Source organism: Streptomyces vilmorinianum (genome assembly GCF_005517195.1).
GTDB lineage: Bacteria > Actinomycetota > Actinomycetes > Streptomycetales > Streptomycetaceae > Streptomyces > Streptomyces vilmorinianum.
In genome coordinates, this window is the sequence record NZ_CP040244.1 from 4542455 (window position 1) to 4557638 (window position 15184).

Below are 15184 nucleotides of genomic sequence, written 5' to 3' on the forward strand. Positions count from 1 at the left end.
CCTCAAACCTCCACAAGACCGACGATCCAATAACGCTCATGACGCGACCTTGGCACAGGGCAATGGTGTTACAGCGTCGTTATGAACGATGCATTCATCCCCTGATCTCCCGATTAGCCCTGCCCATTCACAGGGCTGCGCAGGCCTCGTCACGCCCATCGAGCTCGTTCCCATAACACGTGACCTTGCCTTCCGGAAGTCCGCGAGGCCAGGAAGTTCGCCCCCGCGCTCGGTAGCTTCGGCGCCCATGACCATCGCTCATACGGAGCCGGGCCGAGCACCGGCCACGGCACACTCGCACGTCGCGGGGTGCCGCATCGACCGCCCCACCGCGGCGGACGGGCCACACCTCTGGCGTATCGCGCGGGACTCCGGCGCGCTGGACCTCAACTCGCCCTACAGCTATCTGCTGTGGTGCCGGGACTTCGCCGACACCTCCGTGGTGGCCCGGGATTCCGAGGGGCGGCCCGTCGCGTTCGTCACGGGCTATCTGCGCCCCGACGAGCCCGGCACTCTCTTCGTCTGGCAGGTCGCCGTCGACGCCGCCCACCGCGGACTCGGCCTCGGAGCCGCCCTTCTCGACGCTCTCTCGGCCAGGGTCGCCGAGACGAGCGGACTCGACCGGATCGAGACGACGATCACTCCGGACAACGAACCTTCCGAGCGGCTCTTCCGCTCCTACGCGGCTCGGCACGGAGCCGCCCTGGCGCGCGAGGTCCTCTTCGCCCCTGCCGACTTTCCCCCGCCGGGACATCAGGCCGAAGTGCTGTACCGCATCGGTCCTCTGGCCGCCTGATCCAAGGCCGCCGCCGACCGGTCCGACCACCGCCGTCGGCGCCTGCACCCGCACCCCTCACCGGAGTACGACGTGACCATCATCGGCACCGTTCCCACCGTCTTCGAGACCGTCGAGTCCGAAGTCCGGAGTTACTGCCGCGCCTGGCCCACCGTCTTCGCACGGGCCACCGGCAGCCGGCTGTACGACGAGCACGGCCGCCCCTTCCTCGACTTCTTCGCCGGCGCCGGGTCGCTCAACTACGGCCACAACAACCCGGTCCTCAAACGCCCGCTCCTCGACTACCTCGGAGCCGACGGCGTCACCCACGGGCTCGACATGTCGACCACCGCGAAGCGGGACTTCCTGGAGACGTTCCGCTCGACCGTCCTCGAACCCCGAGCCCTCCCCTACAAGGTGATGTTCCCGGGCCCGACGGGCACCAACGCCGTCGAGGCGGCCCTGAAGCTCGCCCGCAAGGTGACCGGCCGCAAGACGGTGGTCTCCTTCACCAACGCGTTCCACGGCATGTCTCTGGGCTCCCTCGCCCTGACCGGCAACGCCGTCAAGCGCGCCGGGGCCGGTGTTCCGTTGACGCACACCACCCAGATGCCCTACGACCACTATCTCGGCGGGCGGGTACCCGACTTCCTCTGGTTCGAGCGCCTTCTGGAGGACTCCGGTTCAGGCCTCGACCACCCGGCCGCTGTCATCGTGGAGACGGTCCAGGGCGAGGGCGGCGTGAACGTCGCCCGCGCCGAATGGCTGTGCGGCCTCGCCGACCTGTGCCGCCGCCGGGACATGCTCCTGATCGTCGACGACATCCAGATGGGCTGCGGGCGGACCGGCGACTTCTTCTCCTTCGAGGAGGCGGGCATCACCCCGGACATCGTCACCCTGTCGAAGTCCATCAGCGGCTACGGCCTGCCCATGGCCCTCACCCTGTTCCGCCCGGAGCTGGACCTGTGGGAACCCGGCGAGCACAACGGCACCTTCCGCGGCAACAACCCCGCCTTCGTCACCGCGACCGCCGCCCTCGACACGTACTGGCGCGACTCCACCCTGCGCGACCGGACCCTCCAGCGCGCGGAGCGCGTCGAGGCGGCCCTGCGCGAACTGGCCTCCGGCCACGAGCGGCTGGGCATGTCCTTCCGCGGGCGGGGCCTCGTGTGGGGTCTTGAGTTCGCGCAGGACGGCCGGGCCGAGGCCGTGTGCCGGCGGGCGTTCGAGCTCGGCCTCCTCGTCGAGACCTCGGGACCCCGGAGCGAGGTGGTCAAACTCCTGCCGCCGCTGACCGTCACCGACGACGAACTGGACGAGGGACTCGGCATCCTCGGCCGCGCCATCCGCCACACCGCCTGAAGACCCTCAACGGAAGGGCCGTCAACTCGTGATCGTCCGCAGCTTCGCCGAGCTGGAGAACACCGAGCGGCACGTGAAGGCCGCCTCCGGCACCTGGGAGAGCAGGCGCATCGTCCTCGCCCGCGAGCGCGTCGGCTTCTCGCTCCACGAGACCGTCCTCTACGCCGGGACCGAGACGGCGATGTGGTACTCGAACCACGTCGAGGCCGTCGTCTGCACCACCGGCGAGGCCGAGCTCACCGACAACGAGACCGGCGCGACCTACACCATCACACCCGGAACGATGTATCTCCTCGACGGGAACGAGCGCCACACGCTCCAGGTCAAGCAGGAGTTCCGCTGCCTGTGCGTCTTCAACCCGCCCGTCACCGGCCGCGAGGACCACGACGAGAACGGCGTCTACCCCCTGCTCACCGAGCCGGACCCCGCCTGAGACCCGACGACAGCCCGCCGTACGCACAGGTAAAGCAGGAAAGGCAGAGTTCCATGGCCTCCGCACCCGCCCGCCCCCTCGACAGCTACCCCACGCGCGGCGTCGAGGAAGCCCTCGTCGACCGCAAAGACCCCGTCGTCTGGTCGGTACCCGGCACGCCGGGCCCGTTCTGGCCCCGAGAACTGGAGGACTACGAGCGCAAGGGCTTCCTCGCGGTCGACGCACTCGTCACCCCCGACGAGGTGACCGAACTCCGGGCCGAGCTGGACCGGCTCGTCACCGATCCGGCACTGCGCGAAGACGAGCGGGCGATCGTGGAGCCGCGCTCCCGGGAGATCCGCTCCGTCTTCGAGGTCCACAAGGTCAGTGAGGTGTTCGCGCGGCTCGCCGCCGACCCCCGCCTCGTGGACCGCGCCCGGCAGATCCTCGGCTCCGACGTCTACATCCACCAGTCCCGGATCAACGTCAAGCCCGGTTTCGGCGCCAGCGGCTTCTACTGGCACTCCGACTTCGAGACCTGGCACGCCGAGGACGGCCTGCCGCAGATGCGCACCGTGTCCGTGTCGATCGCGCTGACCCCGAACTACACCACCAACGGCAGCCTCATGATCATGCCGGGCTCGCACCGCACCTTCCTCGGCTGCGCCGGCGCGACCCCCAAGGACAACTACAAGAAATCGCTCCAGATGCAGGACGCCGGTACCCCCTCGCACAAGGCGCTCACCGCCTTCGCGGAGGCCTGCGGCATCGAGCACTTCACCGGCGAGGCCGGGTCCGCGGTCTGGTTCGACTGCAACGCCCTGCACGGATCGGGCGACAACATCACCCCGTACCCACGCAGCAACGTCTTCCTCGTCTTCAACAGCGTCGCGAACGCGCCCGAGCTGCCCTTCGCGGCGCCCGTCCGACGCCCGTCCTTCATCGCAGCACGCGACATCACCCCGATCGGCTGACATCTCACCCCCGCCCGCGCTGGAGAAGGGACGACATGACCCCCTCACTCACCCGGAGACGCCTCTTCCTCACCGGCGGCGCGCTCCTGGGCGCGGGAATCGCCGCTCCGGGGCTCCTCACCGCGTGCAGCCGTACGGAGGCCGGCAGCGGCGCCCCGACCGGCGACGCCGACCTGCTGGCGAAGCTGCGCGAGCAGGGCCACGTCCGGGTCGGCTTCGCCGGCGAGGCACCGTACGGCTTCCAGGACGGCGGCGAACTCACCGGCGAGGCCCCGACTCTCCACCGCGAGATCCTCACCGCGCTCGGCATCCCCGAACTGCGGCCCACACTGACCGAGTTCGGCGCTCTGATCCCGGGGCTGCTCGCCGGACGGTTCGACGTGGTCAGCGCCGGTATGGCGATCACCCCCGAGCGCTGCGCCAAGGTGATCTTCTCCGAGCCCGAGTTCGTCTCCCCCACCGCTCTCATGGTGCCGAAGGGAAATCCGAACGGGCTGACCGACCTGAAGTCCTGCGCGGCCAAGGGCGCCACCGTCGGCGTGCTCACCGCCGCCGTGGAGACGTCGTACGCCAAGGCGGCCGGTGTACCGGACGGTTCGGTGAAAGCGCTGGCGAAGCAACAGGACGGACTGGACGCCCTGCTCGCCGGCCGCGTCGACGCCTTCGCCCTCACCGGCATCTCCCTGCGCTGGCTCGCCCGAACCAACAAGGGCGCGGCCGTTGAGGTACTCGAACCGTTCGTGCCCGTCGTGAACGGAGTCGAACAGCACAGCCCCGGAGGCGCCGTCTTCCGGCCGGGAGCCACCAGCCTCCGAGACGCCTTCAACCAGGAGCTGGCCAAGATCACCGCCGATCCGGCCCGCTATGTGCGGCTCGTCGGGAAGTACGGCTTCACCGCACGCGAGGTGCCGCCACGCACCCTGCGCACGGCCGACCTGTGCACGGCGTGACGGGACCCGGGCATGGCTGACTTCCTCCCCGAACTCGGCCGGGCGCTGCCCGACGTCGGCGAAGGCCTCCTTGTCACCCTGGAGGCCACCGTGCTGGGCGCCGCCCTCGCTCTCGTCCTCGCCTTCGCTCTGGGCCTGGCTTCCCGGTCGTCGCGGCTGCCGGTCCGGGGCGCCACGCGAGTCACGGTCGAGTTCCTGCGCGGGACCTCGCTTTACGTACAGCTCTTCTGGCTCTTCTTCGCGCTGCCGATGCTCGGCTTCCGCCTGGAACCGATGGCGTGCGGGGTGCTCGCCTTCGGGCTCAACTACGGCGCGTACGGAGCGGAGGTCGTGCGGGGCGCGGTGAACGCGGTGCCCCGTGCCCAGAGCGAGGCGGCGATCGCGCTCGGCATGGGGCCGGGGCTGCGCCTGCGGCGGGTCGTGCTGCCGCAGGCGTACGTCCTGATGATCCCGCCCTTCAAGAACCTGCTCATCCAGCTGCTCAAGGCCACCCCGCTGCTCTCCCTGGTGACCGTCGCCGATCTCACCTTCCAGATCGACCAGCTGCGGTCGGCGACCGGTGGCACGGCCGCCGCCTATCTGCTGCTGCTCCTGCTCTACTTCGGCGTGGCCGCCCTCCTGGGCGCCGGGATGAACGCCCTGGAGCGCACCGCGAAGGAACGGCTCGGCCAGGGGGGCGATGCGTGATGTGGGACATGGAAGCGGCTCGCGCCGCCCTGCCTGTCGTCCTCAAGGGCTTCGGCGTCACACTCCTCGCCACGCTCCTCGGCTTCGCCGTCGCGGTGCTGGCGGGGCTCGTCATCGCGCTGCTCCAGCGCGCGGGCACCCGGTGGATCGCCCTCCCGGTGAGCTTCCTGGCGCACTTCGTGCGCTCCACCCCGGTCATGGTGCAGCTCTTCGCCGCATGGGTTCTGATCTCCGGTCTGGACGCGCTGCCGCTCGGCATAGCGGTCCTTGGTCTGCACTACGCGACGTATCTCTCGGAGGTCTACCGCGCGGGCATCGACGCCGTGCCGAAGGGCCAGTGGGAGGCGTGCACGGCCCTTTCTCTTCCCCACCGCCGGGTCTGGCGGGCGGTGGTCCTTCCTCAGGCGGTACGCAACGTCCTGCCCGCACTGGGGAACTACGCGATCTCCATGTTCAAGGAGACCCCGTTCCTGTCGGTCATCACCGTGCACGAGATGGTCCACGAGGCGAGCACCTTCGGCAGCACCCACTTCGCCTATCTGGAGTCCTTCACCCTCGCCGCCGCCGTCTTCCTGATCGCGAGCTGGCCGACATCCGCTCTGGTACGACGCCTGGAGGCACGCCTTGCCCACTGACAGCCGGCCGGTCGCCGACCCCAGCAATGCACCCGAGATGATCCGCTTCGACCAGGTGACGAAGCGCTTCGGCGATCACACCGTCCTCGACGGCCTCGATCTGACCGTCGCCCCCGGTGAGCGTGTGACGCTGATCGGTCCGAGCGGCTCGGGAAAGACCACGATCCTCCGCCTGCTCATGACCCTGGAGCGCGTCACCGACGGCGTCATCCACGTGGACGGAAAGCCGTTCTCCCACATGCCGGCCGGTCCCGGCGGGCAGCTGGTCCCGGCGAGCGAGCGCTACCTCGCCCCGCGTCGCAGACGCATCGGCATGGTGTTCCAGCAGTTCAACCTGTTCCCCCACTTGACCGTCCTGGCCAATGTGACGGAGGCGCCGGTCCACGTCCTCGGCCTGGACAAGGACGTGGCCGCTCGCCGCGCCCGAGAGCTGCTGGATCTCGTAGGCCTCGCCGACAAGCATGACGCCCACCCCACGCGGCTCTCCGGCGGCCAGCAACAGCGCGTCGCCATCGCCCGCGCGCTCGCGATGCGCCCGGAGATCCTGCTCCTGGACGAGGTGACGTCCGCGCTCGACCCGGAGCTCGTGGCAGAAGTGCTCGACGTCCTGCGCGAGGTGGCCCGCACCACCGACATCACCATGCTGTGCGTGACCCACGAGATGGGCTTCGCGCGGGACGTCTCCGACCGGATCATGATGTTCGACCACGGGCGCGTCCTGGAGTCCGGCCGTCCGGAGCAGCTCCTCGACGAACCCGAGCACGAGCGCACGCAGGCGTTCCTGCGGACGGTCCGCTGACGGATTCGGCGAAGGTCTGGCTTGTCGACGAGGCGGGCCGGTGTGGCTCCGTCGTCAGTGTCCGGCTGTCAGTTCGCCGCTGAGCTTGCCGTGGAGCCGGGCGCTGGGGGTGTTGAGGCCGGTGATCTCGACGGTCTTGCCGCGCTGGGCGTACTTGTTCTCGATGGCGTCGAGGGAGGCGACGGATGAGGCGTCCCAGATGTGGGCGGCGCTGAGGTCGATGACGACGTTCTTCGGGTCACCTGCGTAGTCGAACTGGCCGACGAGGTCGTTGGAGGAGGCGAAGAACAGCTCGCCGGTGACCCGGTAGACGACCGTGGTGCCGTCTGGGTCGACGACCGCGGTGACCTCGGCGAGGTGGGCGACCCGCTTGGCAAAGATGATCATGGCGGTGATCGAGCCGACGACGGCGCCGATGGCCAGGTTGTGGGTCGCCACGACGGCCGCGACGGTGATGACCATGACGGCGATCTCGCCGGCCGGCATGCGCTTGATTGTCTTGGGAGCGATGGAGTGCCAGTCGAAGGTCGCGAACGACACCATGATCATGACGGCCACCAGGGCGGCCAGCGCACCGGGCCCCATGCGAAGTCTCCCGGCGAGGCCGCCTGGCCGTTTTCATCGTCGGTACGAGCTGATCACACCGTATCCGAACGACGCATGCCGAGGCCCTCATTCGCTCATTGCGGAGAAGCGGGCGGCCGGTTCGCGCGCTGCGACGCAACAACCGGACGCTTCCCTCAGGGGCTGAGGTACGACCTGCGAGAAGGCGATCATGGAACGAATCGGAAACCTGGGCAGCGTGATCGACGCCCCCGAGCATCGGACGAGTCTCACACTGCCCGCCGACGAGCTGGCGCCGAGTCGCGCCCGCTCGTTCACCCGCGCGGCCTTGATCGCCTGGGGAGTCGAAGACCTCCTGGACGAAACCGTGCTGATCGTCAGCGAGCTCACGACGAACGCCGAGCAGCACGGTCGCCGGCCTGCCGAACCGGACGACTGGCCGAGTGCGGCGGACAGGAACGTTGACGAGATCACGCTGACGCTCGCCTTCCAGGCGGACATCGTGGGGATCGAAGTGGAGGACAACTCCCCCGAGCCCCCGTCCCGCGGGTCGCCTCCCCCTTCTCGACTGGCGGACGCGGCCTGTTCCTCGTATCCGCCGTGGCTGACGCCTGGACCGCCTGTCCCAAGCGGGACGGTAGCGGCAAGCGGGTGATCGCCTTCGTGAAGCGCCCCGAGAGCTCCATCGCCCCCTGATCCACTCCACCGGAAATACCTCATGCCCACCCTGCTCCCGCCCTCGCCCTTACCCCTGAAGGCGCTGCTGCTCGACCTCGACGGCGTACTCCTCGACACCCGCCCGGTCATGGAGCGCGCATGGCAGCAAGTCCTGAACGAGCACGGTCTCGACGTACCGTTCGAGGAGTACGAGCGCCACCTCGGCCGGCCGTTCGCCGACATCATGGAACGGCTCGGGTTCGCCGAGTCCGAGCGGCTTCACCGTACGTACGACGAGGCGTCGATCGCAGCGGCCCACCGTGCGCGCGAGTTCGACGGCATCGAGGAGGTCCTTCACGCCTTCGTTACCGCCGGCTGGCTCCTCGGCATCGTCACGTCCAAGCCCCTTGACCGGGCCGCCCCCTCTTGGCCCGCCTCGGATGCCCGTTCTCCACGGTGCGTACGCCGAGCGGTGGTGGGCGTGGCAAGCCCTCGCCGGACCCGATTCTCCTCTCCCTGATCGACCTGTGTGTCGACCCCGCTGACGCCGTGTACGTGGGCGACATGGCGGTCGACCAGGAAGCCGCCCGCCGCGCCGGAGTTCCGTACGTCCATGCGGGCTGGGGCTACGGCTGCCCGGGTTCCCCCTCCCCTGTGATCGCCGAGTCCCCGAAGAACCTGCTGAGGCTCCTGTCCCTGGGCCCCTTCCTCGAAGGGAGTCTGTTGTGACCACGCCCTCTCGCCACGTCCACGGTCTGGCGCGGGCCGACATCGACGGACAGCCCGCGTGGGCACTGGTCGGTAAAGGCTCGTTCGCGACTCTGGCATCCGACCGGATCACCACGAGCGAGCTCGAGACTCTGCCCGTGGACACGCAGGAGCACGAAGCCCTGGTCGAGCATGTCATGGACGGACTCCAGTGGTACGGGGCCTATCTCACGTGCTCGGATCGGCTGCTCAGATCACGTACTCCGGCTCCGCGCCCGAGTCAGCTGCTTCAGTTCGATGATGGTCGCGACGGCGCGCAGCCACGTGGCCGCGGTGTCGTCGGCGGCGGTCCCGCCCGCGAGTTCGGTGCCGGCCCGCAGCCACTCCCGTACGAGGACGGCCGCCTCCCGGCGGGGCAGGGGCTCGGGCAGCTCCGCGGCTCGGGCGAGTCCGCCGGCGCGCACGGTGTCGGCGAGGAAGGCGACGGAGCGCGGCTCGGTGCCGAGGCGGTCGAGGATGACGGCCGCTGCCGCGGCGCCGTCGCCGAACAGGGCGGTGCGCCGGCTGCCGGGCTCGGCGGCGAGGCCATAACGCAGAAGGACGGTGATGTCGAGCTCGGCCAGCTCGTCGTCCGTGCGGTCCGGCGGATAGGGGGAGTCGTCGTTCATGGTGGGGCCTCGGATATCTCGTCTCAGCTCAGTTGACGGTGACGGTGTAGGTGATGCGCTCGGGGGCCTGGGAGGGGGTGGCCGCCCCTGTGGTCGGGGTGACGGAGGGCCCGGTCGTCGTGGGGGGCAGGGTGGAGTTGTTGCCCTGGCAGGTGGCGAAAGTGCAGTGCAGCAGCGTGAACCGCGTGGTCCCCTTGCCCATGGCCTCGAAGGTGAAGGTGAGCCGGCCACCGGCACCGTCCACCGGCTCGTCGCCGGAGTCCGATGCGTAGTCCCGGCCGCGGCTGACCAGCACGGAGCTGTCGGGCTCGGGGTCGACCAGGTACCAGTACTCGCGGGTGGAGACGTTCTGGTCGACGGTGAGCGTGAAGCGCTCGCCCGGCTCGGCAGTGATGCTGGTGTCACTCACCGGGTGGCTCTTCGTACGGCTCGCGGTGCTCGGGGAGCCACCGCCCGGTTCCTCGGTGCCCGAGCCGCAGCCGGTGGCGAGAGCGAGGAGGGCGGCCGCCGCGATCGCGGCACCGCCCCTGCTACCGCGGAAGATAGACGCTGTACGCGTTGGGGAGATCATTGTTGGAAGCCTTGCCCATGCGGCCGTTGATGAAGTCGTCCTCGCTGACCCAGGTGGTCGATCCCCAGGGGTTGTACACCTGAAGCATGTCCCCCTCCTGGGCGATGATGGTCATGGCGTGGGCGCCCTCCTTGCCCGAGACGTCGACCGGCACCGGCCGCCCCTGCGCCACCGACCTCTCGACTTCGGTGAGGACCGCCCTGCGGTCGGCGGCGCTGTTCAGGTCCTGACGCTGGTAGTCCGTGCCGGTGGCCGTGCCGACGGCCGTGTCGTTGATCCGCTCCTGCCCCTCGGGCCCCATGCCCGTCCAGTTCTTGCCGCCTTCGCCTTCGGTGTGCAGCCGGTGCTGTTCGGCCACCAGGCGCTGCTTGAAGGCGTTGGGGTCGTCCTGCTGCCCGTCGGGGCCGCCGGTGAGTTCGAGCGCGTACAGGGGATCGACCATGGCGCGGGACGTGACGGTGGACGAGGCCACACAGGTGCCCTCGGAGCCGTCGCCGCCCTGGACCCACCGCTGGCCGTTGAACGTCATGTAGTCCGTGTTGTTGTTCGAGCCGTCCGGCGCCAGGCCCTCGTCGTTCATGCTGTCCGCGGCGGTGACCACCGGACTGAGGTGCCGCCGCAGCCAGTCGGGATCCTTGCCGTGGATCTTGTCCTGGAACTTCTCGATCTCGGCGACGCTGTGGCCGGCGGCCAGGGCCTTCATCAGGTAGGCCCGCTCCTGCGGGTTGTCCGACCTCGCCAGCATCCGCTCCATGGCCGTCTCGTCGTCGAGGCTCAGCATGTCCATACGCGTCGACGCGCGCGCCAGGTCGCCGGCGGTGAGGATCTCGTTCAGTTCGGCGTCGGCGCCCGCGACGCCGGTGTCGGCGAGCATCAGCTTGTCGACGGCGGTGAGTTCGCTCGTCTCCATCTTCCCGGCCCGCGCCTCGGCGGCCCACTTGTTCAGGTCGCGGGCCGCGACGCGAGTGGCCTCCTGCGCGTCCGAGACGGCGTCGTGCATCAGGTCGACCGCGTAGGAACCGAAGTGGGCGGCGTTCTTACGGTCCCACTCCTCCTCGTCGTTCTCGTGCAGGTCGTCGAAGAAGCCGTCCTTGCCGCCGAGCATCTTCTTCTGCTCCAGCAACTGTCCGCGGCCCTGCTCGTCCTTGCGCTGCGCTGCGCCGATCGCGTCGGACAGCGTCAGGAGCACCGACGCGCATTCCTGGAACGCCTCCCTCATCTGGTTCGCGGACCGCCCGGCGGCGTTCACCGCGTCGGAGGCGCGGACGCTCGTGTCGCCGACCCACACCTCCGGAAGACCCTTGCGGCCCACCCGGTCGACCTGGTCGAAGACGCCGCCGACCGGGTCGACCTGGCCGCGGTAGAGCCTTGCCAGGCTCTGCAGCATGCCCTGGTCGCCGCCCGGTTCGGGCACCGAGAGGGCGTTGTCGATCAGGTCGAGGAGCTCGTTCTTGCTCCCGGCACCGAGCATCTTCTTGGACAGCGCGGCGAGCCAGTCGAGACGGAAGGAAGGGGAGTCGAGGGGAGAGGAGAAGAACGACATCGGCCCACTCCTCAGTAGCTCGCCAGGGCCGAGGTGCGTCCGCCCTGCGTCGATGTGTCGGTCAGGCCGCTCGTGCCGCCGGCGGGGACGCTGTCCATGGACGTCCGCACCAGGCCGTCGGTGCCGCGGTAGGTCTTCTTGGCCAACTGCACCTTGCCACCGAGCTCGTGCAACGCCGACGCCAGTGTCTTGGCCTCCGCCTCCCAGGCCTTGACGAACGCGTTCAGCGCCGACGCGGCGTCATCGCCGCCGACATCGCGGTACGAGTAACTCGTGCGAGCCTTGACGGCCGAGCTGACGCCGTCCATGTCCGTGCCGGCGTCGTCGAGTTGCCGAGCCTGGCCGGTCAAACCTGACTTGATCTGGTAGCCATCCGGCCCCACCGTGACTCCCCCGTGCGCATTCGATCTTGACCGCGGGCAGGCTAACACGCAGCGTACATACGGACGATCAGCCGCCGTCCGAGCCACACACCTCCTCCACATCACACCCCCACGGCACGTCTGGGCGCGCACGCCTGGGCGCGCATTCCCGGACCCCGGCGATCGCCTGCAACTCGCCGTAGGCGTGCGGCGCGTACGGGCTGACGCCGGAGCCCGTCGCACTCGGCCTCGCCATCGGCGACACCACAGCTCAGGTCGGCACAATCACGAACCACCCGTAACGATCACCGGCCTGCTCGGGAGCGTCGCCGGGTGCTCGACCTGCCCGAACCTCGGAAATAGCGCCGCTTTGACACTTCGTCACGTGACGTAGGCTGGGCTGCCGTGACGAACGGCATCGACGACATACTGGCCCCGCTCGACCCCCTCGATCCGCGCGAGACAGCCGGCTACCGGCTACTCGCCCGGCTAGGCGAGGGCGGAATGGGCACCGTGTACCTCTCGCACACGCGAGGCGGGCAGCCCGTCGCGTTCAAGGTGGTCCGCCGCGAGTACGGCCAGGACCCGGACTTCCGGCGCCGCTTCGAGCAGGAGGTGCGGGCCGCCCGCCGGGTGCAGGGCTACCACCTCGTACCGGTCGTCGACCACGACACCGCCGGCGCGCTTCCCTGGATCGCCTCGGCGTTCGTGCCCGGCCTCTCGCTCGCCGACGCACTCACCACGTACGGGCCGCTGCCCCTGCCCGCCGTCTTCCAGCTGGCCGGCTGCACGGCCCGGGCTCTCGGCTCCATCCACGCGGCGGACGTGGTCCACCGCGACCTGAAGCCCGCCAACATCCTGCTCGGTTCGACCGGGCCGTACGTCATCGACTTCGGCATCGCACAGGCGGCCGACGCCACGCAGCTCACCCGCAGCGGTGGAGTCATCGGCACACCGCAGTACATGTCGCCCGAACATGCGCTGGGCGAGCCCGTCACCGCGGCCACCGATGTGTTCTCGCTCGGCCTGATCGCGGCGGTCGCGGCGACCGGACGGCATCCGTACGGCGAGGGCGGCGCGACCGCCCTCGGCGTCCGCATCGCCAACACGGAGCGGATGCCGCCGGATCTGAGCGGCTACCCGGCGCCACTGCGGACGCTCCTTGAACGCTGCCTCACAGCCGATCCGGCGGCCCGCATCACGACGGACGAGCTCGCGGAGCTGTGCGAGCGGGCGGCGGGGCGGCCGCTGCGCGCGTTCGACGGCTGGCTGCCGGCGCCGCTCATGGAGCGGATCGCGCGCAGGGAGGCGACTGCGGCGCGTCCCCCGGAACCGGCGCCCCAGCCGACTCCTACGGCCACGCCCACCCAGCCGGACGCCAGTGCGCACCTGGCCGGACAGCCCACCGTGTCGGCCCCGCCGCGGCCCGGCCCGGCTCATACGCCGTCCCCGACGGCCACCCCCTCTCCCGCGCCCGCCAAGCGCACCCGCCCCGCGCTGCTCGCCGCTGCCGGTGCGGTCGCCGTGACGCTCGCTGCAGTCGTGACTTGGGTGATCGTGAGCCCTGACGGCGAAAAGGGCCGCGCGGGCGACACCCGGGCGGACGACAAGCACACCGCGACCTCCGCCCCGGCCTCCTCGCCCTCTCCCTCTCCCACTCCGCAGCAGACCGCGTACACGCTCGTCTTCAAGGACAAGCCCCTGACCCTGCGCGCACCGGCCTTCAACACCGGCACACACGTGGACCTGGACGCGCCGAAAATGTTCCCCGACGGAGAAATCGGCCAGAACGACGGCATGGAACTCACCTACCAGGACTGGGGCGACGCCGACCTGCGCTTCCTCACCCCTCTGGGCAGGGGCACCGGCACCACGCCCGAGGAATGCAGAACAGGCGTGGACACCGACACGCTGCCGGCCTCGATCCCCGCCGACGACCTGAACCAGGGACAAACCCTGGCCAAGGGCATGGTGCTGTGCACCGTCACCAGCGACAACAACCTGGCGATGCTGCGGATCACCGATGTCCTGCCGGACACGAAGGAGGGTCTGTCCAGTGACATGCCCGACTACGTCACCACGCTGACCCTCTGGAAGATCTCCAAGTAGAGCACGGCGGCGAGCTGGACCAGCTGCGCCGAGTGGACCTGTGGGCCGCTGGGGAGTGGCTGACCTGCGACGACAACGTGGCTTTCGTCCCCCAGTTCCGCCGCGATGTGCTGGATACGGCCGCTTGGCTGCGTTCCGGTGAGGGTTCCCCTCTGCCGCGAGCCGACTCTCGGCGGACCGGGTCGCCGAACGCGGGAACCGACAGGTGAGCGGGTTGGTCCGGCGCTCACAGGAGCATCGTCCGCGCGGCAGTCGGACAAGATGGTGCTGCGGAGGCTGCCGCTGATGATCAACCGTTCCCTCCGGGCGCAGCCCAAGGCGGGCCGCTCACCGGGGCTCCGTGCCTCAGGGCTCGCACAGGCGTACGGCGAGGGCGGCGATGTCGTCGTCAAGGCGTCCTCTGCTGTAGCGGAGGAGATCGCGGTGAAGGGCCGTGAGCAGTTCGCGGGGCGGTGTCGGGGGCTGTCGACGCATCCAGGCTGCCAGCGGGAAGAACTCGCCGTCGCGGGCGCGGGCCTCGGCGATTCCGTCGGTATAGAGGAGCAGCAGGTCGCCGGGGGCGAAGTCGAAGGTGTCGACGTTGTACTGCTCGCCGATCAGCTCCGCGAGGCTGAGCAGTGGCGATGGCGTGGCCGTCTCGAGGACACGGAGTTTCCCGCCGTTCAGGAGCAGCGGCGGGGGGTGTCCGCAGTTGAGGATGTCGATACGTCTGCCCTCGGGCGGGATCTCGGCGAGAAGGGCGGTGGCGAAGCGCTCCATCGGCCCCTCGGGGGGAAAGGCGGCGTTGTAACGGGCGCTGCTGGCGTCCAGCCTGCGTGCGACGTCGACCATGTCGGGCTCGCCGTAGGCCGCCTCCCGGAACGCGTTGACGATCGCCGCGGCCGCCCCCACTGCCGGCAGGCCCTTGCCCCGCACGTCTCCGATGAGCAGCCTGACCCCGTATGGCGTGTCGACCACCTCGTAGAAGTCCCCGCCGATGCGGGCCTCCGCCGCGGCCGCGAGATAGAGCGACTCGATCTCGATGCTGCCGATGCGGCGTGGCATGGGGCTCAGCACCACCTGTTGCGCCGCGTCGGCGACGAGGCGTACCTGAAAGAGGGTGCGCTCCCGCTGGAGCCGGAGATGGCTTCCGTACGCGGCGGCCACGGTGACCGCGATGATCCCCGCGGCCGTCCACCACGTTCCCAGATCGGGGAAGACGAGGCTGAGGCCGATCATCAGAAAGAGGCAGACTGTCCCGAGCAGGACGGTGGGGAGGACCGGCCACATGGCGGCGGCCAGGGCCGGCGCCGCGGGCAGGAGGCGGCTGAAGGCCATTTCCGGCGGAGTGCTGTATGCCAGGCTGGCGATGACGACGGTCAGGATGACCGGCGACAGCCGCACAAGTCTTCCCGGGCCGGGGCGCCTA

General features: G+C 69.8%; 17 protein-coding genes and 1 pseudogene. 12 read left to right on the forward strand and 6 right to left on the reverse strand.

The window, feature by feature from the left end:
• Positions 1 to 247 precede the first annotated feature (247 nt).
• The 8 genes from ectA (at position 248) to ehuA (ending at position 6594) form a co-directional block, all read left to right on the forward strand.
• On the forward strand, positions 248 to 796 hold the full coding sequence (gene ectA / locus FDM97_RS21285; protein WP_137992036.1) for a diaminobutyrate acetyltransferase: 549 nt from the start codon (positions 248 to 250) through the stop codon (positions 794 to 796).
• A gap of 72 nt (positions 797 to 868) precedes the next feature.
• Complete coding sequence (ectB, locus tag FDM97_RS21290) at positions 869 to 2137, forward strand: diaminobutyrate--2-oxoglutarate transaminase (protein ID WP_137992038.1); 1269 nt, start codon at positions 869 to 871, stop codon at positions 2135 to 2137.
• Positions 2138 to 2165: 28 nt separating this feature from the next.
• A complete protein-coding gene (locus tag FDM97_RS21295) occupies positions 2166 to 2570 on the forward strand; it encodes an ectoine synthase (protein ID WP_137992040.1) in 405 nt (134 codons plus the stop codon).
• Between the two features lie 53 nt (positions 2571 to 2623).
• Positions 2624 to 3523 carry an ectoine hydroxylase gene (gene thpD, locus FDM97_RS21300; protein WP_137992042.1) on the forward strand — a complete coding sequence of 300 codons (900 nt, stop codon included), beginning with the start codon at positions 2624 to 2626 and terminating at the stop codon, positions 3521 to 3523.
• A 35-nt stretch (positions 3524 to 3558) separates the two neighbouring features.
• Positions 3559 to 4473: an ectoine/hydroxyectoine ABC transporter substrate-binding protein EhuB gene (ehuB, locus tag FDM97_RS21305; protein WP_137992043.1), complete on the forward strand. Its 915-nt coding sequence runs from the start codon at positions 3559 to 3561 to the stop codon at positions 4471 to 4473.
• Positions 4474 to 4485: 12 nt separating this feature from the next.
• Complete coding sequence (ehuC, locus tag FDM97_RS21310) at positions 4486 to 5160, forward strand: ectoine/hydroxyectoine ABC transporter permease subunit EhuC (protein WP_137992045.1); 675 nt, start codon at positions 4486 to 4488, stop codon at positions 5158 to 5160.
• Entirely contained in the window at positions 5160 to 5795 is a 636-nt protein-coding gene (gene ehuD, locus FDM97_RS21315) for an ectoine/hydroxyectoine ABC transporter permease subunit EhuD (RefSeq protein WP_137994944.1), read from the forward strand. Before ehuC ends, ehuD begins: the two co-directional genes overlap by 1 nt.
• A gap of 37 nt (positions 5796 to 5832) precedes the next feature.
• On the forward strand, positions 5833 to 6594 hold the full coding sequence (gene ehuA, locus FDM97_RS21320) for an ectoine/hydroxyectoine ABC transporter ATP-binding protein EhuA (RefSeq protein ID WP_137994945.1): 762 nt from the start codon (positions 5833 to 5835) through the stop codon (positions 6592 to 6594).
• A 54-nt stretch (positions 6595 to 6648) separates the two neighbouring features.
• Here ehuA and FDM97_RS21325 read toward each other — a convergent pair.
• Positions 6649 to 7164 (reverse strand): annotated as a pseudogene (locus tag FDM97_RS21325) (STAS domain-containing protein); the annotation flags it as partial.
• Positions 7165 to 7396: 232 nt separating this feature from the next.
• Between FDM97_RS21325 and FDM97_RS21330 the strand changes: the two are divergent.
• From FDM97_RS21330 to FDM97_RS36550, 3 genes are all read left to right on the forward strand, one after another.
• A complete protein-coding gene (locus FDM97_RS21330; protein ID WP_137992047.1) occupies positions 7397 to 7813 on the forward strand; it encodes an ATP-binding protein in 417 nt (138 codons plus the stop codon).
• Between the two features lie 63 nt (positions 7814 to 7876).
• Positions 7877 to 8335, forward strand: coding sequence for an HAD family hydrolase (locus FDM97_RS21335; protein WP_254705695.1), 459 nt, complete (start codon positions 7877 to 7879; stop codon positions 8333 to 8335).
• Between the two features lie 44 nt (positions 8336 to 8379).
• Positions 8380 to 8544, forward strand: coding sequence for a hypothetical protein (locus FDM97_RS36550; RefSeq protein ID WP_254706009.1), 165 nt, complete (start codon positions 8380 to 8382; stop codon positions 8542 to 8544).
• A 233-nt stretch (positions 8545 to 8777) separates the two neighbouring features.
• Here the strand turns inward: FDM97_RS36550 and FDM97_RS21340 are convergent, their stop codons facing one another.
• The 4 genes from FDM97_RS21340 to FDM97_RS21355 all read right to left on the reverse strand — a co-directional run bounded on the left by FDM97_RS21340 (position 8778) and on the right by FDM97_RS21355 (position 11655).
• Positions 8778 to 9191 carry a hypothetical protein gene (locus tag FDM97_RS21340; protein WP_137992049.1) on the reverse strand — a complete coding sequence of 138 codons (414 nt, stop codon included), beginning with the start codon at positions 9189 to 9191 and terminating at the stop codon, positions 8778 to 8780.
• A gap of 28 nt (positions 9192 to 9219) precedes the next feature.
• Entirely contained in the window at positions 9220 to 9600 is a 381-nt protein-coding gene (locus FDM97_RS21345; RefSeq protein WP_254705696.1) for a protease inhibitor I42 family protein, read from the reverse strand.
• Positions 9601 to 9721: 121 nt separating this feature from the next.
• Positions 9722 to 11305, reverse strand: coding sequence for a peptidoglycan-binding protein (locus FDM97_RS21350; protein ID WP_137992052.1), 1584 nt, complete (start codon positions 11303 to 11305; stop codon positions 9722 to 9724).
• A gap of 11 nt (positions 11306 to 11316) precedes the next feature.
• Positions 11317 to 11655, reverse strand: a complete 339-nt coding sequence (locus FDM97_RS21355; RefSeq protein WP_254705697.1) for a hypothetical protein — start codon at positions 11653 to 11655, stop codon at positions 11317 to 11319.
• A 417-nt stretch (positions 11656 to 12072) separates the two neighbouring features.
• Between FDM97_RS21355 and FDM97_RS21360 the strand changes: the two genes are divergently transcribed.
• Positions 12073 to 13776, forward strand: a complete 1704-nt coding sequence (locus FDM97_RS21360) for a serine/threonine-protein kinase (protein WP_254705698.1) — start codon at positions 12073 to 12075, stop codon at positions 13774 to 13776.
• Positions 13777 to 14121: 345 nt separating this feature from the next.
• Here the strand turns inward: FDM97_RS21360 and FDM97_RS21370 are convergent, their stop codons facing one another.
• Complete coding sequence (locus FDM97_RS21370) at positions 14122 to 15159, reverse strand: PP2C family protein-serine/threonine phosphatase (protein ID WP_254705699.1); 1038 nt, start codon at positions 15157 to 15159, stop codon at positions 14122 to 14124.
• Positions 15160 to 15184 lie beyond the last annotated feature (25 nt).